The sequence below is a fragment of the Maribacter sp. UBA3344 genome (assembly GCF_002362375.1).
Classification (GTDB): Bacteria; Bacteroidota; Bacteroidia; order Flavobacteriales; family Flavobacteriaceae; genus Maribacter; species Maribacter dokdonensis.
Genome location: NZ_DERI01000031.1, coordinates 108,503 through 132,324, shown reverse-complemented (window position 1 = coordinate 132,324; position 23,822 = coordinate 108,503). Strand labels below are relative to the sequence as shown.

General features: G+C 36.9%; 13 protein-coding genes. 3 read left to right on the top strand and 10 right to left on the bottom strand.

Going from position 1 to position 23,822, the window contains the following annotated elements; all coding sequences use genetic code 11:
• Positions 1–3 precede the first annotated feature (3 nt).
• The 3 genes from B2Z27_RS19790 to B2Z27_RS19780 all read left to right on the top strand — a co-directional run bounded on the left by B2Z27_RS19790 (position 4) and on the right by B2Z27_RS19780 (position 4,435).
• Positions 4–1,506 carry an ankyrin repeat domain-containing protein gene (locus tag B2Z27_RS19790; protein WP_286814959.1) on the top strand — a complete coding sequence of 501 codons (1,503 nt, stop codon included), beginning with the start codon at positions 4–6 and terminating at the stop codon, positions 1,504–1,506.
• Between the two features lie 50 nt (positions 1,507–1,556).
• The gene (locus B2Z27_RS19785) at positions 1,557–2,042 is read left to right on the top strand and encodes a DUF2271 domain-containing protein (RefSeq protein ID WP_091605074.1); all 486 of its coding nucleotides are present in this window, start codon (positions 1,557–1,559) and stop codon (positions 2,040–2,042) included.
• A 197-nt stretch (positions 2,043–2,239) separates the two neighbouring features.
• Positions 2,240–4,435 carry a PepSY domain-containing protein gene (locus tag B2Z27_RS19780; protein ID WP_286814958.1) on the top strand — a complete coding sequence of 732 codons (2,196 nt, stop codon included), beginning with the start codon at positions 2,240–2,242 and terminating at the stop codon, positions 4,433–4,435.
• A 67-nt stretch (positions 4,436–4,502) separates the two neighbouring features.
• On the opposite strand, the gene B2Z27_RS19775 is transcribed toward B2Z27_RS19780, so the two are convergent.
• From B2Z27_RS19775 to B2Z27_RS19730, 10 genes are all read right to left on the bottom strand, one after another.
• Complete coding sequence (locus B2Z27_RS19775) at positions 4,503–6,470, bottom strand: heavy metal translocating P-type ATPase (protein ID WP_286814957.1); 1,968 nt, start codon at positions 6,468–6,470, stop codon at positions 4,503–4,505.
• A 44-nt stretch (positions 6,471–6,514) separates the two neighbouring features.
• The gene (locus B2Z27_RS19770; RefSeq protein WP_286814956.1) at positions 6,515–6,931 is read right to left on the bottom strand and encodes a Fur family transcriptional regulator; all 417 of its coding nucleotides are present in this window, start codon (positions 6,929–6,931) and stop codon (positions 6,515–6,517) included.
• A gap of 384 nt (positions 6,932–7,315) precedes the next feature.
• A complete protein-coding gene (locus B2Z27_RS19765; protein WP_091605064.1) occupies positions 7,316–8,287 on the bottom strand; it encodes a succinylglutamate desuccinylase/aspartoacylase family protein in 972 nt (323 codons plus the stop codon).
• A 177-nt stretch (positions 8,288–8,464) separates the two neighbouring features.
• Positions 8,465–9,484 carry a glycoside hydrolase family 43 protein gene (locus B2Z27_RS19760; RefSeq protein ID WP_286814955.1) on the bottom strand — a complete coding sequence of 340 codons (1,020 nt, stop codon included), beginning with the start codon at positions 9,482–9,484 and terminating at the stop codon, positions 8,465–8,467.
• Positions 9,485–9,486: 2 nt separating this feature from the next.
• On the bottom strand, positions 9,487–10,938 hold the full coding sequence (locus B2Z27_RS19755; RefSeq protein WP_091605059.1) for an MFS transporter: 1,452 nt from the start codon (positions 10,936–10,938) through the stop codon (positions 9,487–9,489).
• A gap of 23 nt (positions 10,939–10,961) precedes the next feature.
• Positions 10,962–12,125, bottom strand: a complete 1,164-nt coding sequence (locus B2Z27_RS19750; protein ID WP_286814954.1) for an endo-1,4-beta-xylanase — start codon at positions 12,123–12,125, stop codon at positions 10,962–10,964.
• Positions 12,126–12,321: 196 nt separating this feature from the next.
• Positions 12,322–16,413, bottom strand: coding sequence for a two-component regulator propeller domain-containing protein (locus B2Z27_RS19745; RefSeq protein ID WP_286814953.1), 4,092 nt, complete (start codon positions 16,411–16,413; stop codon positions 12,322–12,324).
• A gap of 104 nt (positions 16,414–16,517) precedes the next feature.
• The gene (locus tag B2Z27_RS19740) at positions 16,518–18,692 is read right to left on the bottom strand and encodes an alpha-glucuronidase family glycosyl hydrolase (protein ID WP_286814952.1); all 2,175 of its coding nucleotides are present in this window, start codon (positions 18,690–18,692) and stop codon (positions 16,518–16,520) included.
• A gap of 209 nt (positions 18,693–18,901) precedes the next feature.
• The gene (locus tag B2Z27_RS19735) at positions 18,902–22,210 is read right to left on the bottom strand and encodes a VCBS repeat-containing protein (protein WP_286814951.1); all 3,309 of its coding nucleotides are present in this window, start codon (positions 22,208–22,210) and stop codon (positions 18,902–18,904) included.
• A 109-nt stretch (positions 22,211–22,319) separates the two neighbouring features.
• Positions 22,320–23,804, bottom strand: a complete 1,485-nt coding sequence (locus tag B2Z27_RS19730; RefSeq protein WP_286814950.1) for a RagB/SusD family nutrient uptake outer membrane protein — start codon at positions 23,802–23,804, stop codon at positions 22,320–22,322.
• Positions 23,805–23,822 lie beyond the last annotated feature (18 nt).

Genomic DNA, 23,822 nt, shown 5'->3' with positions numbered 1-23,822 from the left:
GACATGAAAACCATAAAACAATTAGCACTGACCGCATTTTTGTTCATAAGCTTTACGGGTATTGCCCAGCAAAAGAATGAACTTTTAGATCGTACATTTTGGAAGAGTAGCCCAAGTGTTGCCACTGTAAAGCAAAAAATAGCAGAGGGTAACGATCCAATAGCAAAGGACAGCAATTCTTTTGATGCCACTACACTGGCCATAACCAGCAAGGCAGATACTGAGGTGGTTAAATATTTATTGTCCCTAGAGGGTAATGAAGTGGATAAGAAAACCCATGATAGCCGTATTTATTTACACTGGGCAACGTATGCAGGTGATGCCGAATTGGTTCAGTATCTATTGGATAACGGTGCTTCTGTAACAGCATTAGATAGTCACAGGTATACACCACTTGCCTTTGGAGCCAATGCGGGACTAACAAATCCTAAAATATATGAGGCTTTTGAGGCAAAAGGGGTGAACCTTAAAGAGGAGAAAAATGAGCATGGTGCCAATGTGCTATTATTGGCGGCACCATCATTGAAATCTGAAGAGGAGTTGAATTTCTTTTTAAACAAGGGTTTGGCTCTTGATAGTAAGGATGATGACGGCAACGGCATTTTTAACTACGCTACTAAAAAGGGGAATATAGATTTCTTGAAATTATTGATAAGCAAAGGAGTAGATTACAAAACATTGAACAATAATGGTGGTAATGCCTTTATGTTCGCATCTCAAGGTGGTCGCGGATTCAGCAATGGTCTACCGGTCTATACGTATTTAAAAAGTCTAGGATTGGAACCTAATATTGTTGAAAAAAATGGTAGTACCCCAATGCACCGTTTAGCTTTTGGTAATAAAGATGCTGCTATTTTTGATCTGTTCTTAGAGGCTGGTGCAGATGTAAATCAAGCGGATGAAGAAGGAAACACTCCTTTCTTGAATGCTGCCGCTAGAAATGATTTGGCCGTTGTTCAATTATTGGCCAAGGATGTTAAGGATATCAATACGGCCAATAACGATGGTGAAACAGCTTTAATGCTTGCCGCTCATGATAACAAAGCTGATGTAGTTGCATTTTTAATTGAGAAAGGTGCGGATATCAATGCTAAAGATGCTACCGGTAATACTGCAGCTTATTTTCTTACGGATTCTTACAGTAAAAGAAATGCGAAGGCTTTTGATGCTAAACTGGCTTTGTTGAAAGCAAAAGGTTTAAAATTCAATACCGTACAAGGTGAGGGTAATACCTTATACCACGTTGCGGCCAAAAAGAATGATTTGCAACTCATGAAAAAGATAGTAGATTTCAATATCGATGTAAATGCCAAAAACGATGAGGGTATGACTGCTTTGCACGTTGCGGCCATGAAAGCGGAAAACGATAAATTGTTAAAGTTTTTGATCGCCAAAGGTGCGGATGCCAATAGCAAAACAGATTTTGAAGAAACGGTTTATGACCTGGCTAGTGAAAATGAAATGTTGCAAAAAGGCAATACATCGTTAAACTTTTTAAAGCAATAAGTTAGGTGTCGCTTAGCTTATCAATGAAACAAAGAACCAATAGTATTAAAATGAAAAGATTTTTAAAATTTATACCGGCCGTAGTTTTGGTAGGATCATTATTATCCGCCTTTACCGTAGTGGACAAAACTGCCGTAAAGTGCCTTATTCAATTGACCAATTATACAGGTGAGGGTGCGTACTTAATAGTGTCTATCGTGGATGCCGATAATGAGTATGTAGAAACATTATATGTGCAGGGCAAAGATAGTGAGTGGTATAGTGAAATAACCGAATGGTGGAAATTTTATGGCAAACACCGTCCAAATATAGATGCCATATCTGGAGAAACTATTAGCGGTGGAGAGCGCGCCTTGAACGTGTTGCAGATACCTAATGATAAAATTGACCAAGGTTACAACCTTCGTTTTGAAACTTCTGTAGAAGATCAAGGATATTATGCAGATGATATTCAATTTCCTTTAACGACCGAAAATTTAAAGACAAAAGTTGAAGGCAAAGGTTTTATTAGGTATGTACGTATGCTGCCGCAATAAATGACCTTATAAAAGATGAATCATATTTTGGGCGCAGTCAGGTACAATAATGTTATTTGCTCATAAAAACATGTTGACTGCGTTCATTTATTTTTTTACTTGTTTGCTTTTTTTACAATCACATTTCCAGATTGGCGCTAAACCGCCATTCTGGAATTTTTTAAATTATATACTGTTATAAAACTACATTCCTACTTATGACCATTTCTATTTGGCGGTATAGTCATCTTACGCTTGCCTTAATTTCATCTCTATTTTTGGTGGTAGCTTCTATAACCGGTATTATACTTGCCGTAGAGCCTATTTCGCACCAAACCAAAGGTTATGCCGTGGCGGATTTAGATCAAGTTCCGCTGGCAACGACCATTACTGCTCTTAAAGATTCATATGATGAGGTGTTGGGTTTAGAAGTAGAATCATCTGGCTTTGTAAAAGCTTCCGTATTGACCATGGAGATGGAAACTTTGGATGTGTATATAGATCCATTTACTGGAGAACAGCTTGGTGAAGTAGAAGAGCGGCCCTATGTGTATACATTTGCTACCAATGTACACCGTTCCCTTTTTTTAAAGAGTATAGGTAGGTTCTTTGTTGGTCTAATTTCATTACTATTATTGATTATTGCTGTTACCGGATTGGTTTTATTGGCTAAGCGCCAAGGCGGATTTTTAAAATTATTTACAAAAGTCCAGAAAGATTATTTTGAGCTAAAGTACCACGTAGTATTGAGCAGATGGTTTTTTATACCCATCATAATTCTTGCTTTTACAGGGGTGTATTTATCTGCGGAAAAATTTAATTTATTGCCGAAAACAACGGTTGATCAGGTTGAGGTACAGGTAAGCAATTCAGCTCAGAAATACGAAAACATTGCAGATATTCCGTTTTTTAAGGAAACTACCTTGGCAGAAATACGCCAGGTAGAATTTCCTTTTTCAGATGATCCGGAAGAATACTATCTCATTGCTTTACAGGATAAGGAAGTGGAGGTACATCAGCAAACAGGTGAGATTGTTAGTAAAGGAGATTATCCGTTTGTGACCTTAGCATCAAGATTAAGTTTGGTATTGCATACCGGTGAGGGCAATGTAATATGGTCCGTTATCCTGTTATTGGCCAGTGCGTCTATTTTGTTTTTTATGTACTCAGGTTTCGTGATGACATTAAAACGAAGAAAGAAGGCAAAAGGAGTTTCGCAAATGCCCGATAAGGATGAATGCGAGTATGTAATTTTAGTAGGTTCTGAAAGTGGTACGGCGTTCGATTTTGCACAGCGATTTTATAACGGATTAACGCAAGTAGGGAAGAAGGTCTATTTAACGGAGCTTAACAAGTATAGCGTGTATGCAAAAGCTAAAAATATCATTGTGTTTACATCTACCTATGGTGAAGGTGAGCCGCCTACCAATGCCCGTAAATTCCCTGCGATTTTTTCAACCGTAACGCAACCGAATGCTATAGCATATTCTGTAGTGGGATTTGGGTCTTTGGATTATCCCGATTACTGTAAATATGCCATAGATGTGAATCAGCAGATCTATGCAGATGATAGTTTTGAAAGACAATTGCCGCTATTTAAAATTAATCAGGCAGATTTTGAATCTTTTGAACTTTGGTTGATTCAATTCTCCAATAAAGTTGGTTTTACCATTCCGGTAGAGAGACCGTTGATCCATAAGAAGAAATATAAAAAAGTGGACTTTGAGGTTGTGGAGCGAACGGATTTAAATGTAGACGATACTTTTTTGTTGCGATTACGGCCAGTATCTAAAATTGATTTTACATCTGGGGATTTACTGGCAATTTTCCCTAATAATGATGAAATGGTTCGTCAGTATTCCATTGCGCGGGTAGTTGGTGATATTTTATTAAGTATTAAAAAACATGAGTTGGGCAGAGGCTCTAATTTTCTATATGGGTTAGAAACGGGTCAATTTTTTAAAGCTGCTATAGACGTGAATCCGCATTTTCATTTACCTAAAAATGCTAAAAATTCAATTTTCATCTCAAATGGTACCGGAATAGCTCCGTTCTTAGGAATGATCTCTGAAAATACAGCTCAGAATATCACACTGTTTTGGGGAGGACGTACAAGGGCTTCGCAATCGCTTTATGATGATATATTACAAAAAAGTCGGTCAGGCTTAAAGAATTTCAACCTGTTTGCAACATATTCTAGAGAAGGACAAAGACAGTATATTCAAGATGCCGTTCTAGAGCAAAGGGAATTGGTCTTGCAGACCATAAATGAAAAAGGCACCATAATGCTCTGTGGATCTTTGGCAATGCAGCATGATGTACTTGATGTAATTGAAAAAATTCTTGAAGGAAACCAACAAATTACATTCGAAGCCTTTGAGCAAAGCGATCAGTTGAAAACGGATTGTTACTGATGTTAAATATAATAGCTACTGTTATACAGATTACTCAATATTTTTTTCATAATGTTCGAATTAGCCGTTAATTCCATTGCATCTTTTGCAAACGCACTGCATTCAAAATAGCTAGTAGGGCAACACCAACATCGGCAAAAACGGCTTCCCACATGGTAGCCATGCCACCTGCACCCATAGCAAGAACAATAATTTTTATCCCAAAGGCCAAGGCAATATTCTGCAATACGATTTTGCGGGTAGATTTTCCTATTTTAATTGCTGTGGCAATTTTTGTAGGCTGATCGTTCTGTATAATAACATCAGCAGTTTCAATGGCAACATCACTTCCTAATCCGCCCATGGCAATACCTACGTCACTAATGGCCAGTACAGGAGCATCATTGATTCCGTCACCCACAAATGCCACCTTGGTCCCTGCTTCATTTTTTAATTTCTCCACTTCCGCCAATTTATCTTCGGGTAGCAGTCCGCCCTTTGCCCAATCCAACCCTAGTTCTTGTGCTACTTTTTGGGTTATGGAATCTTTATCACCGGATAACATGATAATTTTTTGAATACCCGCCTTACGCATATTCGCAATAGCTAGTAAGGCATCCTCTTTTATTTCATCGGCTATAGTTACGTAGCCGGCAAATTTTCCGTCTATTGCCATCATCACTATAGATTCAACAACAGTTTCTGTTTCTTTTGGTATGCTAATGTGGTGGTCGTTCATAAGGGCCTTGTTGCCCACAAGCACAGTTTTGGTATTGACCAATCCTTTTAAACCCTTGCCTGCAATTTCGGTTACTTCTGATGCTTTATAGGGTTGTACATTTAATTCATATTCTAAAATAGCCTTCGCAATAGGGTGCGTAGATTGAGATTCTATGGCGATCAAGTAGTTCATGAATTCGCTTTCGGTAAAGATCTGATCTTTAACAAGATCCTTTATTTTGAAAACCCCTTTGGTCAATGTGCCTGTTTTGTCCAAAGCTACCGTGTTCACTTTGGTCATGGTGTCTAGAAATGAAGCTCCCTTAAATAGAATTCCGTTCCTGGAAGCTGCGCCCAAGCCGCCAAAATACCCTAGGGGAATAGAAATTACCAAAGCACATGGGCAAGAGATTACAAGAAATATCAAAGCTCTGTACAGCCAATCTTGAAACACATAGTTTTCTACAAAAAAGTAGGGTAGAAAGGTCAGTGCAATGGCAAGGTATGTGACTATGGGGGTATAAATTTTTGCAAATTTTCTAATGAACAGTTCTGTCTTTGATTTTCTTTCCGTTGCATTCTGTACCATGTCCAAAATGCGGGCAATAGAGCTGTCTTTGTATGTTTTGGTAGTGGTAATTTCTATAACGCCAGATGTATTAATGCTTCCTGCGTAAATAGGAGCTCCCTTTTTTAGGGACATTGGTTTGCTTTCACCGGTAAGTGCCGCAGTATTGAATGTTCCTTTATCAGAAATTAACTGTCCGTCCAATGGTACTTTTTCTCCGGCTCTAACTTGTATTTTTTCTCCAATTTCCACGAGTTCCGGTGCTACTGAAATATAGCTATGATCCCGGAAAACCAAGGCGTGATCCGGTCGTAGATCAAGTAAAGCTTTAATATTGCCTTTTGCGCGTTTTACAGCGGCACCTTGAAAGAGTTCACCAACTGCATAAAAGACCATTACGGCAACACCTTCAGGGTATTCGCCTATGGCAAACGCACCAATAGTTGCAATTCCCATTAAAAAGAATTCGGTAAAAAAGTTTCCGTTTGTAATGCTTTTCCAGCCTTCTTTAATGACGGGGAAACCAACGGGTATGTATGCTATAATATACCACCCTAGGCGTATATAGTTGTTGAAAAATGGTAATATTTTGAAATAGTCAATGGCAATACCAATAAGTAACATCAAAAAACTGATGATGGCAGGCAGGTATAGGTTAAAATTTGAAATTTTGCCAGTGCTTTCTGTTGTATGTTCGTTACCGCAACAATGTCCGCATGAACTTTGAGGGGCTTTAGTTACAGTCTCTTTTATTGGGTTCTTTTTCATAACACCGCAAAGGTGGGCAAAACATCAGTGCAACAGAAGTGCATTTAGTGCTGGCTGCAAGAATCGCATACGCCCTTAATGACCAAATTGGCATCTTCGGCTAAGTATCCTTGGGGCAGATTTATATGGGGAATTTTATGTTCGGTCAAACAAACGGTTTTGTCACAATTGCCACAGTGAAAATGTAGGTGAAGATCTTGATCAATTTCACAATTGCAGCCGGGTTCGCATAGCGCAAATTTTGAGATATTAGTGCCATCATCAATTTGATGTACCAGTCCTTTTTCTTCAAAAGTTTTTAAAGTACGGTAGAGTGTAGTACGCTCCGCTTTATCAAAAGCATTCTCAATATCTGTCAAAGCAACAGCGGTATTTTTACTGGCCATATACTTATAGATAAGTATGCGCATGGCGGTAGGTCTGACACTTTTATTTTGTAATGTTTTTTCTATCTCGGTCATGCAAATTATGATTTTGAAATACCCGTAACACTAATGTAATCAATGTATTGGTGTATTTCAACTTCATGAGATCTTTAACTTTAAATTATGTTATTTACTTCCAAATATTGGGGACATTTTTTGGCGTAAAGTGTTGAGGATAGGAGAAGTAATGGCTAAATGAGCAGTTATTACATTTTTTGGAGCTTTGTCATCTTGCGAAATGCGCTTTAGCAATATATTGAACAAAAGAAAAGTGGTGTTGAATTAAGTTTTAGATGCGCCTAAAAATAAAATAATACACTTTTTTGCTGGTTACATAATGATCCTAGTATCAGTTTAATAACTGTTTTTAGTTGCAGGTGATCTTTAACTTTTTGGGTGATGTGGTTAGGGTTTCTTAATTTATTCTACATCATGCGCAATGTGAAAAATGGCATCACCTTGGTTCACTATTGGAGACTCGTTTATACAAATAATATAGCCTGTTTCTTTCGCTTTTATTTTTTTCTCAAAGTAACCGAACGGTCCGGATATGCTTCCTATTTCATCTCCTTTTTGCACGGATTCGCCCACCTTTATACTTGGGTGAAACATGCCAGAATGTTTTGCCCTGATCCATTTAGAGGCATGCACCAATTTTGGTATGGATTCTTTAAGTGCATATGCTGCCAATTCTTTTTCAAAATTTCGAAGTCCTAAGTGATGCATCATCCGTAAGGCACCTACAACGCCCGTATCCGTTATTTCACTGTCTATTTGAAGCGATTTACCACCTTCATACAACAACACTTTTTTGTCTAATTGATGCAGCGTCTCACGAAAGGATTTTTCCCTTCCGGCGGACTTCACTATAAATTCAGCTCCAAATACTTTTGCCAATGCAAGGCCATCTACATCATCTCTATCTATTCTAATCTGGGGTGCATTAAAACGGCTATCTCCACCCGTATGGTAGTCTATACAATAGTCTATAACAGGTGCTATATCTTTTACCAAATGGTAAGCAAACCTACTGGCTAAAGACCCTCTTAGGCTGCCGGGAAATACCCTGTTCAAATCCCTACCATCTGGAAATTGCCTTGTTTGGTTTAAAAACCCGAAGATGTTGACTACCGGTATACATATGACCATACCACAATCTGGTCTGTTAAATTTTTTGGAGACTATTTGCCTTACTATTTCAACGCCATTGATCTCATTGCCGTGAATACCACCTGTGATCAATAGGGTAGGACCATCTTTTTTTCCGCGCTGTACTATCACAGGAACCTCGATCTTTGTTCTTGTGTGTAGTTTGGCGATATCTAGATTTAACTGGGCGCCTTTACCTTTTGCTATTGTCTCACCTAAAACTGTGTACTTTTTATTGAACATGTTATATATGTATGTTTAACACTTTGCTGTATAACTTAATTTGTACGTTTTTGTTATAACAAAGTGTAAAATTAGATGATAAATAGCTGTCAATGCCAATTATAACAAAAAAGAAGTACCCATTGCTGAAATGTATACTTTCAACAATGGGTACTTAATGTTCACGTATAGTTCCGGTTAGTTAGTATAGGGTGAAATTGTTTTTATATGTCCATCTGGTTGGTGTTCTAGTTCAATCATTTTGACCGAACGTAGGTGGGTAACTCCACGCGAGAGACTACTGTCATGATAGAATAAATAATACTTGTCTTTTATTGCGCAAATTGAGTGATGGGAAGTCCAACCGACCACAGGCTCCAGAATTCTACCTCCATACGTAAAAGGACCATACGGAGTATCACCAATAGCATAACAAATGAAATGTGTATCACCTGTAGAGTATGAAAAATAGTATTTGCCATTATACTTATGCATCCATGAAGCTTCAAAAAATCGACGGTCATTATCGGCTTCTAGCAATAGGTTTCCTTCGGTATCCAATATTTGAATTTCCTTAGGCTCTTCGGCAAACTCCAATAAGTCATCTGTAAGTTTTGCCACTATGGGCAATAAAGCCGGTTCGTTTGGTGTAGGCAATTCATTATCCTCATGGTATGCATTGTTTCTGTATTTCTGTAACTGTCCGCCCCAAATACCTCCAAAATATAGGTAATAAGAGCCGTCTTCATCTTCAAAAACGGCTGGGTCTATAGAATAACTTCCTTTAATTGCTTCGGGTTGCGCCTTAAACGGACCAGTTGGACTATCAGAAACCGCAACACCTATTTGAAATATTCCATCAGCCTTTTTTGCAGGAAAATACAAGTAATATGTACCATCTTTATGTGCGGCATCTGGAGCCCACATTTGCTTTTCTGCCCAGGCTACATCATCAACATGCAACGCAATTCCGTGATCCGTAGCTTCACTGTCAATGCTATCCATAGAAAGCACATGGTAATCTTCCATGGCAAAATGGCTGCCTAAATCATCAAATGGAATATCTGATTCTATATCATGCGATGGATAAATATATATTTTGCCATTAAAATAATGGGCAGATGGATCTGCAGTGTAAATGTGTTTCACCAAAGGTTGAGAAACCGCGTTTTTGTTCAATTCGTCAAAGTCAATATGATCTATACTTTCTTCTGGCATAATTAAGCTTTTCTTCTTGTTATTAAATCTTGTTCTATTTGGTTTTCCATTTTCTTGTTGATTTCATACAGAAATAAAAGAGCAATGGCAATAAAAAATGATATGGCAGGATAAATACTTACCAGCATTTTTGTTCCCTCAATAGCGCTGTCTGGCTGTACAACTGTTTCTGTTGCGGCAAATTTCTTTGGGATGTAATTGTAGAGTCCCAATATCCAAGTTACCAGAGAGCTACCTATGGTTAATCCCAGTTTAAGCCCAATCATCATGGCAGAGAAAATGATGGCTGTTGCACGTCTGTTATTTTTCCATTCGGAATAATCGGCCACATCTGCTATCATTGCCCATAAAAGCGGTATGGTTATTCCATAAAAGAAACCATGAAGTATTTGGGATAGAAACATAAGTTCTACAGAAGTAGCGGGGAAAAAATAGAATACCGCTATGAATAAGGTTGACACGAATAAGGCGGAGCCAAAAACATCGCGTTTACCATATTTATCCGCTAAAGCTTTAGAAAGTGAAATGCCAACGATCATGAAAATAATTCCTCCGGCATTGAACAGTCCAAAACCAGCGGATATTGGATCATCTCCAAAGAAATTAATCCCAACGGATTTTAAACTATTCAGTAATGGACCTATGAAAGTTGCCAAACTATTGGCATCTACATAATTCTCGAAATAATAGACATAGGATCCGCCCTTCATGGCCAATGTGATAAATACAAGAGTGGTCAACACTAACATGATGATCCAAGGTCTGTTCTTCATTAAGTCGCCCAAATCTTCTTTAAAGCTGGATTTTTGTTCCACTGTTGGTATGACCCTTTCTTTAGTGGTAAAAAAAGTAATTAGTAACATTACCGTGCCAATGATCGCCAAATAGGTCATGACAATTTCTATACCTACGGCCTTATTGCCATTACCTGCATATTGAATAATAGGCAGCATAAATACCTGAACAAAGAACTGGGCGAACATTACAGCAACAAATCGAAAAGAAGAAATGCTGTTACGCTCTTTCATACTGCCCGTAATAACACCGCTCAAGGCGGCATAGGGCAAATTATTGGCTGCATAAAGTAACAGGAGTAGGGTGTAGGTTACCGCTGCATAGACCACTTTACCCGTATAACTAAAATCTGGTGTGCTAAAAGCTAATAGTGCTACTACACCCAACGGAACCGAGGTAAATAGGATCCATGGTCTAAATTTGCCCCATTTGCTTCTGGTTCTATCCGCTAAGGCTCCTACAATCGGATTAAACGCAAATGCCGCAAGCATACCTACGATGAATATAATCAATGATGCATCATTGGTTTCTAGACCGTAAATATCCGTGTAAAAATATGCCAAATAGGTTACCAAGGTTTGAAAAACCAAGTTTGCCGATAGATCCCCCAAGGAGTAACCTATTTTCTCTTTTAAAGATACTTTATGTTCGTTGTTCATTTAAAGTTGTTTGGTTATAATGTTTAATGAGTGCTGTCTTGCTTAATTTCCAAAACGCTATGGTATGCAGCTTTTGGTTGGTATGAACGGTCAAATAACAATGGGTAATTGGTTCTTTTTTCAATGGGCCAGTTATTTAGCCAAGAGTGACCGTCATTAATACCCCAAAAGGTAACCCTGCTGATCTTATCGCTATGTTTCACAAAAAGCTCAAAAATATCTTTGTAGCGTTTTGCCAATTGAGTGGCTACACTATCGGGTAATTGATCGGTATACGGATTCATATGTTCACTGCCTTCAAAATTTTGGCTTACCTCTGCGCCTTCCAGATCCCAAGGGTTAGGTAATACGGTGATGTCCAACTCGGTCATCATCACTTTAATCCCTAAATCTGCATAAGCTAAAATGCTAGTTTCTATTTGTTCTAGTGTTGGGTCTTCTAAGCCCCAATGCGCTTGCATGCCAATACCATCGATTTTAACACCTTCCTTTTGCAGCATTTTTACCAATTCAATAGCTCCTTTTCTTTTTTCTTCATGGGTCATGTTGTAGTCATTGTAATATAGCTCCGCTTTTGGGTCGGCTTCTTCTGCCCATTTAAAAGAGTTCACTAAATAATCTGGACCTAACTTTTCTAGAAATAATGAATTACGCAATGTGCCGTCTTCGTTTAGAGCTTCGTTGACTACGTCCCAACCGTGAATTTTACCTGTATACCTAGCAGTTATGGTCTGCACGTGATTTTTTAAACTGGCATTTAATTCTTCTGCAGATGTTATCTTCTCAACCCATTCTGCCAATTGACTATGCCAAACCAAATTATGGCCAATGAAGGCTATATTGTTTTTAGTACTGAAATCTATATAACGGTCAGCAGTTTCAAATTCAAATACGCCTTGTTGGGGTTCCATATACATCCATTTCATTGAATTTTCTGGCGTAATGGTATTGTATTCCTTTTTTATTAGGTTGGCGCCAAGACTATCTTTTAATGAAATTAGTGCATCATTTACAGCTGCACCAATTAGAAAGTTATCTGCAAAGGATTCTTTTAAGGAAACTTCTTTTGTTTCTGGTAAAGCAAGTTTTTGATCAGCACAATTTACCATTAGAAAAAGAAGGGCAATAAAAGACAGATTTTTGATTTTTTTAAATAGAGCTGATGGGTTGTTTTTCATATGGAACATAATTGATTTTTAGTTTTTGAACAGACTCTAAAAATACAATTGGCAATTAAGTTCCATTAGAATTTATGGCGCATTAGATGCTAAAATTGTTGCATTATTATCAGTTGACACTAGTAATTGCGGGCATTTTGATGATTGTAGGTCTTTAAATTGCAAAAATGACAATTTGCTAAAAACGCAACTAGAAGTATAAAAGTTAAGTAGTACTTTTTAATTCTGTAGGTAGAATTCCAAATTCATTTTTAAAACATTTGCTAAAGTAGGATGCAGATGAAAAACCAACTTTAAAACCAACTTCGCTAATGGAGTCGCTACCGCTTTCAATCATCTGTTTTGCTTTCTTTAAACGAATTTTTCTAATAAGTTCATTAGCCGTCATACCGGTTATGGCCTTTATTTTTCTATAAAGTTGACTTCTGCTCAATGACATGTCATCTGCCAAATGTTCTACATTAAGATCGGGCTCTCCCAGGTTTTCATTTACGTAGTCTAACACCTTTTGCATAAAGGTTTTATCTAAATTAGAGGTGTTATCTAAAAGGGTGATTTTATTTTTGTCGTTAATATTGTTCTCTAAGAATTGCTGTCTGCTTTCTATAAGCCTGTTAATGTAAGACTTCAACAGTTTCATTTCAAACGGTTTGTTAAGGTAGGCATCTGCACCAGAATCTATACCCTTAATTTTGTCACTGCTCATTGCTTTAGCTGTAAGCATAATTACAGGTATGTGACTGGTCTTTAAATCTTCCTTTATTTGTTTACAGAATTCAAAACCATCCATTTCTGGCATAATTACATCTGTAATGATAATATCGGGAATTCCTTTCAGCGCGATTTGTAATCCTATTTTACCGTTTTCTGCCTCTACAACGGTATAATCAGCTCTTAGTTTGTTCTTTAAATAGATTCTTAACTCGGTGTTGTCTTCTACTATTAAAATTGTCTTTTTGTTCTCAGTTTCAAGATCAAATAGCGCATTAGATGAAACATCTTCCATAGCATATTCTTCCTCAATATCCTTAATTGCTTTACCGGTAGGGATACTTAGTTCTGATGAGTCTAAGTGGTCCTTGCCTAGAGGAAACAATAAGGTGAATTTGGTGCCTTGACCGACTTCACTTTCTACTTCAACCATCCCTTTATGGAGTTGTACAAAGCTTTGCACAAGCTCTAGACCAATTCCTGTACCTGAGCTGCCAAAATACTGTTGCGTTTTATCAGATGCTTGATAGAACCTTTTAAATATATGCTCTATATCCTCTTTGTTAATTCCCGATCCGGTATCTTCAATACTGATTTCCAATGTATTTCGGGGAGTAGAATCATTTAAAAGCGGGAAAACTACCTTATGCATGTGGGCATAAATACCTAAAGTTATAACGCCGTTTTCCGGTGTAGCCTTAAATGAATTTGATAACAAATTGAAAATGACCTTTTCAAGTAAACCGGGGTCTCCCCAAAAATCCATTTCAATATTGTCATCCGTTTCTGTACTGAGCAATATATTTTTTTCAAAGGCCTCTTCTTCAAAGTGCTTTGTGATTTCCTTTATAAACTTATAGGCATTTATCTTAGAAGAATTCAATGTCATTTTATGTAAATGCAGTTTTCTAAAATCCATCAGCTCGTCAATTAAATTTTTTAGACGTTGTGCATTCCGGTATATTATTCTATGTTTTTCTTTTAACCCTTTGTTGAGCTTGTAATTATTGGTTTCCATGATATCCATGATAGGATTCATAATCAAGGTAAGGGGAGTTCTAAACTCGTGCGAAATGTTGGTGAAAAATTGAATTTTCTTTTCATTTAGAAGTTCTTCTTGTTGACGTTGCGATCTTTCTAATTGAATAATTCTGCGTTCTTCCCTTCGTTTGTTCAAATACCAATTAATAATATATACCAAACCTATAATGAAAAGTACGTAGGCACCAACGGCCCATTTGGTAGCCCACCACGGAGCGAGTATGGTAATTGGTAATTGCAAGGGGCTTTCTGTCCAAACCCCATCATTGTTGGAGGCTTTTACATGAAAAACATAATCGCCGGGATAGAGGTTGGTGTAGGTGGCGGTTCTATTGTTACCTACATAGTTCCAATTATCCTCTAAACCTTCTAGATAGTACGCGTAATTATTGTTGTTGGCCCTGGTAAAATTAATAGCTGCAAATTCTAGGGTAAAGACATACTGTTTGGCATTTAAGGTTAAATGTTCTACTTGGTCTATGTTTTTTTGTATCGGTGAATCTGTATCATTTGGTTTTACAGATGTGTTGAATAATTTTAAGTCTGTAAAGTAGACTCTAGGTTCATGACCGTTTTTTAAAATGTTCGTAGGGTTGAAATAGTCTATGCCTTCGTAATTGCCAAAATATAGGAGTCCGTCATTGTCTTTGGTTACGGCGTTATAATTAAAGTTATTGGCGAGTAAACCATCTTCTTTGTTGTAGTTGAAGATTTCATTCGTATTGGTATCTATCATGGATAGGCCACTATCTCCACCGATCCAAATATTTCCATTATTATCTTCTATGATCGATGAAACATTTTCAAGTTCAAGACCGTTTTTAGTATTGAACCATTCAATGGTATTCTGTTTGCTATTGATTTTGCAAACACCTTTTTCATAGGTGCCTAACCAGATATTCTTTTGGCTATCCTGAAAGAGTGCTCTTGAATTAATATTGTTTTCTACCGAGCTGTCACCCGTAATAATTTCACTAAAAACCTGAGTTACAAATTTTTCTTCATTGTTTTTATAGGCTTTTAGAAGGCCATAAGGACCACCGATCCAAATATGATCATTATCGTCTATAAGAATTGATCGTATATGTCCTTCTTTGCCAAGTGACGTGTTAAATGAGGCGTCAGCATGATTATTAAAAAGTCTGGTTCCTGGGTCAAAGGAGTGTAAGCCTCCAAAAAACGTAGCGATCCATATTTTGCCATTGGTATCTTGAGCAAAGTTTGTAATACTATTGGATGTTAAACCGCCATTAGTATTATTGATAGTATAATTGATGATCTTGTTACCATTTTTAGGTAGGAAGTAGATACCAGAGCTCCATGTACCTGCCCATAAGTTTTCATCGTTATCTAAGAACAAGGTTTGAATATCTAATTTTTCTAAGGACTTGTAATTTTGGTCATCGCTTAGATGATGAAATTCTTGTGTTTTTAAATTGTATTTATCAATACCGCCGCCATCCATACCGATCCACAAATTGTTATCGGTATCTTGAAGTATACCTGTAACAGAAGGAGATTGTAATGAGTTTGTACTATAGGGCAAACTTTGTATGTCTTGAAACTTATCGTAGAATTTGTCAAATACCCCAATGCCTTTATTATAATATCCCAACCAAATTCGATCTTGGTTGTCTACGAAAACCGACCAAATTGAATTTGATCTAATACTGTTTGGGTCAAACTTATCATAAGTATAATTGTAAATAGGATTTCCATAAGTATCCAATACAAAGACGCCATCATTTTCAGTAGCGCAAATTATGGTTTGGTTATCAAGCTTTTTAATACCGAATATTCTTTTATCGGTAAATGAAAATTGTTGGGAACTAAAAACACCTTGATCATTTCTAGTTAGTTTTAAAAGACCTTTAGAAAAAGTACCTACCCAAATATTATGGTTTTCATCAACCGATAACGACTGTATGGCGTAGCTATTTTTATCGTTGCCTATTTTTTGTTCGTTTAGAATATCTTTTTCTGCATTGTAGTGATATAGACCTAAATTAGAACCGATCATCATATTGCCTTGGGGTAGAGAAACAATAGCGTTAATGACAGACTTGCTGCCGTTTGAAGCTAAAGCATCTCTAATTTCTGAAATTTTGTTTGTGTTAGGGTCTAAAGTGTATAGGCCTTGTGCTTGGGTGCCTATAAACAATAACCCTTTTGAGCTCTCATTTATAGAGAAAACAGGTACATCTTTTATGCCTTTTAAATTATAACTTGTGAAATTGTTCAAAGTTCTATTGTAAAGATTAAGACCTTTACTGGTACCCACCCAAAGTTGATCTTTTGAGTCTAAGTAAATAGTGTGCACAATAGAACTGTTAATTGAAGTACTATCTGTAGAATTTTGTTTAAATGCCTTTAAATCGGTGCCATTATAGTTGTAAAGCCCTTCACCATATGTTGCAATCCAAATAAGTCCGTCGTTATCTTGTAAAATTCCCGTAATGGCACTTTTTGGTATGCCTTCATCTATAGTTACAAAATTATATCTATCGGCAATAGTTTGCGACTGCGCAAAGGTGCTTATGCTCATGAAAAATAAGACTACTATCCAATTTGGTAGACGATAACTTATTATGCACTTTAACTTCATGATACTTAATCTAATTTTTGCTTTTAAAAATCTATGAGGCATTATTAATTCCAATTTGGTCTAATTCCTGGCGCAAACGGAAATTTTAATGACTTGTAATATTCTAATGTATTTTCTGGTTTTTCAACTTCTTTTGGCAATGGTAAATTTGAATGCGATTGAAAATATAATAAGCATGCATCTCGCCACCATTTAGCTTCTTTTAGCTGAATTTGAAGCAACATATTAACATCTTCATATTGGGCTTTGGTAATATATGGTTGTACAGATTGCCATGTTCGTAGCATTTGATATACTTGATTTACACCTTTTTGGTATCTTAATGCAATACCGTCCCATAAAGTAGTGCCATCTTGTAATGTATAGTCCCAAGGTAAATGATGAAACCATAACAAATATTCTTCGGGTATAGTTTTGGGGCTATCGTATAACTTCTTCAGTATTGGTGCATATTGAGACGTGGCTTTACTACCCAAAGATGTTCTATTATAACCTATACCGTTATTATCCGCTCTATGATAATAAACGGGATTCCAATCTGCTCTACCCAAATTGTCCACCCATGGACCAGGACCATAATGATGACCGGAGTCAAAAATATGGTGAAGTCCTAAAGGGTTCATATAATTGACTACAGCTTCTCTTGAGGTTAACATCATTTCTTTGACTGGAGCAATAAATTCACTTTCATTGTTAAAAGTTAAGCGTAGCCATTCATCAGCTATTTGTTCAGAGGTTAGGTATGGGTTCCAGGCTAGACGCCCAAATCCATACCAATTTGCTTGTGCAAACGGATGACCAGTCCAATTTAAATCATTACCAATGTTTGAAACACCAGCCATTACAGATATTTTATTTTGATACAAGCTACCATCTATCACTTTGGCAATTGTAGAACCTTTACCTTCAACAAAGGTGTCTGTGTCTAAAACTTCTTCAAACAATTTAGGAAGATATACGAGGTGGCTGCTAAAACCTAAATATTCTTGTGTGATCTGAAATTCCATTGCCAAAGAAGTATTTTTCATTGCACCGAATAATGGGTGAAATGGTTCTCTTGGCTGAAAATCGATTGGTCCGTTTTTTACCTGTACAACTACATTATCATCAAATTTACCATCATACGGTAAGAATTCATCATAAGCTTGTTTTGCCCTGTCTATATTATTATGTTCAGAATATACAAAGGCTCGCCATATTACATGGCCGCCAAAAGGTTTTAAGACAGTGGCCATCATATTTGCACCATCTACATGATTTCGTCCGTAATTTTGTGGTCCAGGTTGTCCTTCAGAATTTGCCTTAACCAAAAAGCCGCCAAAATTGGGAATAAGATCATAAATCTCCATTGCTTTTTGAGCCCACCATTTTTCTACATTTTCATCTTTTGGGTCTGCCGTATTTAAATTACCAATTTCCATGGGTGCCGAAAACCTGGCCGTTAAATATACTTTTATTCCGTATTCCCTAAATATATTGGCCAGTGCTGCAACTTTTTGTAAATACCTTGGAGTTAATACCAACGCATTCGCATTAACATTGGTAAGTACTGTGGCATTGATTCCAATTGATGCGTTTGCTCTCGCATAATCTATATAGCGCTGATCGATATGTTCAGGTAGTTTTTGCCAGTTCCATAAAGAAAAACCTGCATAACCCCTTTCAACACTTCTGTCAAGATTATCCCAATGGTTTAACATTCTAAGCTGAATTTTAGGACTGTCGACAATATTGAAATCTACTATTTTTTTATGCATCTGCATAAATGACAAAAATCTGAAAGTACCGTATAAAATACCCACCTCTTGTTTGGCAGTTAAAATTGTCAAGGAAGAATTGTTATAATCAACAGTTTGTATTATAAAACCTTCTTCTTTGATTAAGCCAATTTTAGTTTTTAGTTTGGATTTTATCTCTTCGGGTAATTGTTCATATACGGTGACCAAAAGTTTGGTATTTCTTGAAAAGCTAGTGTCAAATTTTGCATTATTACCTATTAGTTGTGGTAGGGCATTCGAGAATTCGCTTTTCGCATTTTTAAGCAATTTACTATCAGATGAAAAATAAACATGCTCTGTTAGATTTAAATATAAATCTAACAATTCAGGTTTTTCTATGGGGTGATATCTTAGCCATAATTTATAATCTTCGATAGATTGACCATTCCCTGTAAAAAATGATAATAAAATGAATAAGGACTTTGCGAGTGTATGTTTCATAAAATTCAAACGTATGTAAAAGAGATTCTTTTAAAAATATATTTATTTTGTTTAGACTGGCTACAGATAGATTTTTTTTAAAAAAACAGAGGTTATGTTCAAATCATATTGCCTTTATTTTCTTTAGTGTTGGAAATAAGCAATAACAAGGTTTAGAAATAGAGTTTTCTAGCAATAAAAGTTGAACTTAATTTTCTATAACCTTTTCGTTATTTCCATCTTACAAATTGTAAATAATCATTGTTTTTGGCTGCAAGTATGTATTTGTCCTGACTTCCTTTTCTTATGATACCCATAGCCTTTACGTCACCAGGTATAAACATACCACTATCATTAGCTGAAACGGGTATAAAATCACCTTTGCCATTGCCTTTTAAGAACAAGCCATAGCCAGCATCATTACGCGGGGTTTCTACTTCAGATACCAAAAGGTTTCCGGCCAATAGAATATCCAGATATCCATCTTTGTCATAATCGTTGACCAAAATTTCGTTTACACTTGATATTTGGGCTTCTACGGGCAGTTGATGTACTATAAACTTACCGTCCTTATTTTCTAAGTACACGCTTGCAAATGACTTTACTTGGTAGTGAAGTGATGATTGCAATGAACGTTCAGTATAAACATCTTCTAACGTAGCTTCTGCAAAGCTCTCATAGTTTTGGAATTTCTGTTTTATCGCCGGGATCTGTTGAGATGAACATTCACGCCCTCTTAAAGGATATTGCTTTCCGTCATTATAGTAGCTCAATACTATATCGTCTTTATTATCCTTGTCAAAATCGTTAACAAAGATGTCAAAGGTTTCGCTTTCAGTTGCTTTGTATTTATAGTTTAGGCCATTATTGCCAACTACATAATCCATATCACCGTCTTGGTCAAAATCACCTTGTTCAATACTCCACCACCAACCGGTAGTGTCAGAGCTTAGCCCCATTTCTTCAGAAACTTCTATAAATCCATCAGCAGTGTTTTTAAATGCTTTAATTGGCATCCATTCCCCAACAACAATAATATCTTTTCGGTCGTCTTGGTCAAAATCCGTAATTATGGCACTGGTTGCCATTCCTAAGTTCTTAAATGCATCTGGCTGCAATTTTTTGTGCACTTGAAATTTTACGCCATTGTCATTACTTATATTTTCCAAAATATAACTACTTGCGGGACTAGGGTAATTACCTGGTATTTGTCTGCCCAAAACTAAAAGGTCTTCATCACCATCATTATCAAAATCGGCATTGTATACCTTAGATCCACTGGAAATGATATTTGGCATAAGGGTTTCTGGTACCTTGGTAAATTCACCGTTTCCATCATTGAGGTACAATCTGTCTCTAAGTAAATTGTCGGTTTTTGTAAACTCATATCCACCACTTACCACATAAAGATCTTTATCACCATCGTCATCGGCATCGAAAAATAGAGCTCCAGTGTCTTCACTTAAAATATCTTCGTCAAGAAAAGAACTGCTCTGTTGTACAAAACCGGAATCATTTTGTATAAATAATGCACCTTTTTGTTCTGCAGATCCGCCGATATAGTAATCGTCCAATCCATCTCCGTTAACATCGGCAATGGCTAAAGCGGGACCAAAAGCTGACATTTGGTGAGGTAAAAGAACTTGCGTAGCAAAATCATCATGGTAATTTTCAACATGCTTGTATTCCGGGAAAAATTGGGTGGTATCCGTAGTAAATATTCTTGGGGATTCTGTAGTAGTCGTAGCTATTTCAGTCGCTTCTTTATTTGCGAAAGTTAGTTTTTGGTTGCTATTTATATTTTTTTTGATTTCTTCCTTACCATTGTTCCAAACTACTTTGATTTCGTCTATTGTGGTATGTTTACCAACACCAAAATGTAATTCTGGAGCTACAGATGACTGAAAACCTCTAGATAAGGTGAGTTCTTGTACTTGGGTTACACCATCTGTAGTAACATAGACCCTGTTGCCCAGACCCATAGTGTTCTCATCATCACTTTTAAAATTTACGGTAACGAAGTTGTTGGTTTCAGAACTATTGTTTTTAAATACCGAAGCTTTATCATCTATGTTGTTGGTAATGATTTCAAGATCTCCATCATTGTCTAAATCTGCGTAAACAACCCCATTAGAAAAACCCTTGTAATCTATTCCCCAAATGTCATTTGCCATTTCAAAATCTAGATTGCCATTATTTCTAAAAATGAAATTCTCTATTTTTTCTGAAGGTATACTGTTGCTCAGTTGGAGTAGGGTATCTTCTTTGATTTTTATTTTATCTAATTTATTAAAGTAGTCGTTGTTATTGATTTCTTTTCTTGTTCCGTTTGATACGAATAAGTCTTTATTGCCATCATTGTCAAAATCAGCGAACAATGGTCCCCAACTCCAGTCAGTAGATGAGGTGCCGGTAATTCTGGATACGTTTGAAAAATGTGGGATGCCATCTGTATAAATGCCCGAATTAAGTTGCATACAATTATGCATGTATTGGTAATGAAAACCAGCATTGACAACTGCCCAAAATAAACTTGGATTCATACTGGCCATATTTGCTTTTTTTCTTCGGTTGCTTCTGGCATCCATATCTACCTGAAAAATATCTAGATTGCCGTCATTGTTAATGTCTGCTATATCTGTTCCCATCCCATAGAAAGCAGTATGCGCTGTAGCTTCTTTAACCACCTCTTTAAATGTACCGTCTTGGTTGTTGATATACATAAAATCTGGTGAGTTGAAATCATTGGAAACATAAAGGTCCGGCCAGGTGTCATTATTAATATCACCTACGGTAGCACTTAATGTTAAGCCAAAATTTTTAAGACCGGCTTCTTCTGTTACATCAATAAATTTATTGCCGTCATTTCTGTATAAGTGATCGGACTCTGAAGACTTTGGGTTCTTCATTTTAAAGGAATAGTAGAAAGTAGGAGACGTAAAGTTGGTAGGAGGGTAGTTGGCAACATAGACATCTAAATCGCCGTCCTTGTCATAGTCAAAAAAAGACGCTTGCACACTGTTACCATTATCGGCAAGCCCATATTCGGCAGCTTTCTCGGTAAAAGTGCCATCGGTATTATTAATGAACAATTGGTTTTCTTTTGGAGAGAATTTTCCACTTACGGAGCAGTAAATGTCCAGAAATCCATCTCCATTTATATCTGCCATGGTAACCCCCGTGTACCAGCGGTCATCACCAGCAACACCTGCAGTGGCGGTTATATCTTCAAATTGCAAATTACCTTTATTGAGGTATAATTTATTGGAAACTTGATTTCCGGTAAAAAAAAGGTCTGGCAGCCCGTCATTATTGATGTCTCCTGTAGCAACGCCACCACCCATATATAGATAAGCATAAGTGAAATAGTTTAGGGAATCGTTTTCGGTAAGTACATTACTAAAATCAATTCCGCTTTGGCTAGCATCTAAGCTTGAGAAAATTTTGCCATTAAAAGCTTTGGTTTTTTCACTACAGCTTATACATACAAATAAGCCCAATGAGCAAATAAATAGCCTAAGAGCAATTGATGATTTCATAGGATCAAATTTAATTTTCAAAATAAGGTATTCTTAGCAAGTATATAGAAAAAGCAGCATGTTTTAACATGCTGCTCCAATCAAACTAAACTAACTCAACATAACTCTCTTAATAACCAGGGTTCTGGTCTGCCGCCGTTATGTTTTCATTTGAGGATATTTCTCTATCCGGTATGGGCCAAAGCTCATTTTTTCCGGTTTGAAAATTAGTCCCTGCCAATTCTGTGTCGGTCAAATTCCATCTTAAAATGTCATTAAAACGTACTTGCTCTCCTGCCAATTCCACTTTTCTTTCATGAACAATAGCCTCAAACACTTCAGCTTTAGAAAGACCGTATGGCAAATCATCCAATGTTGCTCTTTCACGAACTTCATTGATCAAGTCAATAGCATTATCTTGAGAACCTACTTCGTTTTCACATTCAGCTTTCATCAATAACACATCTGCATAGCGTAAATATTTAAAGTTTATGCCAGACTCTTGATCTTCGTTGGCATCTTTGTAATAGTTCTGGTATTTTTTCCAACCAGCTCTTCTTTGTTCACCAGCAGTCAACATTTCGGCTGTAACCACTCCGCCAGCAAACGTATCGCCTACAGAATAAAAACTACCGGCATATCTTGCATCGCCATCTTCAAACTCATCTAACAAATCATTTGAAGGAAAAACATTGAACCAATCATTAAAACCATATTCTTGACCTCTAAAAGTAGCTTCGTTTGGACCTGCACCTGTAACCGATGAGTCCCATTTTGCACTTGCACCCAAAGCATCATCATATTCAATTTCAAAGATAGATTCTACACCATGTTCAGTTTCCTCCGTGAAATTGTCAAAATAATTTGGTTCTAGTGAGTAGCCCGAAATTTTATTGAATTCTGCTAATGCCAAAGCATGTTCTCCTCTGTATAGGTATACTTTGCCTAATAGTGCGATGGCCGCACCTTTGGTAGCTCTACCATTATCTTCTTCACTTTTGTCCAGTAAACTAGAGGAGGCTGCCTGTAAATCTGATATGATCAACGCATAAACTTCATCGGCAGTTGACTTGGCAACCCCAACCGTAGTTGTAGGTATTTCAGTAATTAAAGGCATGTCTCCAAATCTGGTAACCAAAAGAAAGTTATATAGCGCACGTAAAAATTTAGCTTCACCAATAAACTTTTGCTTGGTAGCGGTACTAACCAAACCTTCATCTATGGCGTTGATAGCTTCTTCATTACCAATTACAAAATTTGCTTTGTTGATGCCTCTATAGCAACTTTCCCAATAGTCTGCAATAGGACCGTGGCTAGAATCAAAGGAGAAATCTAAATATTGCCTTTTGTCCGCTTCTAATTGCGGATTACCATCATTTTCATGAGACATGTTGTCTTGTGAGAAAAACATATGTCTGCTGTACAGTCCTCGTGTTTGCAAATTTGCATATGCCGCATTGACGGCAGATTGAACTTGGGCTTCTGTCTTAAAAAATGTATCTGGGGATAGACCGTTAGGGTTTACCAGTTCCAAATCATTTTCGCTACACGCATTTATGATCACCAAAGCGGTGAATAGCGCGAATGTTGAAAAAATTATTTTTGTCGATTTCATATTTCTTTTCTTTAACAA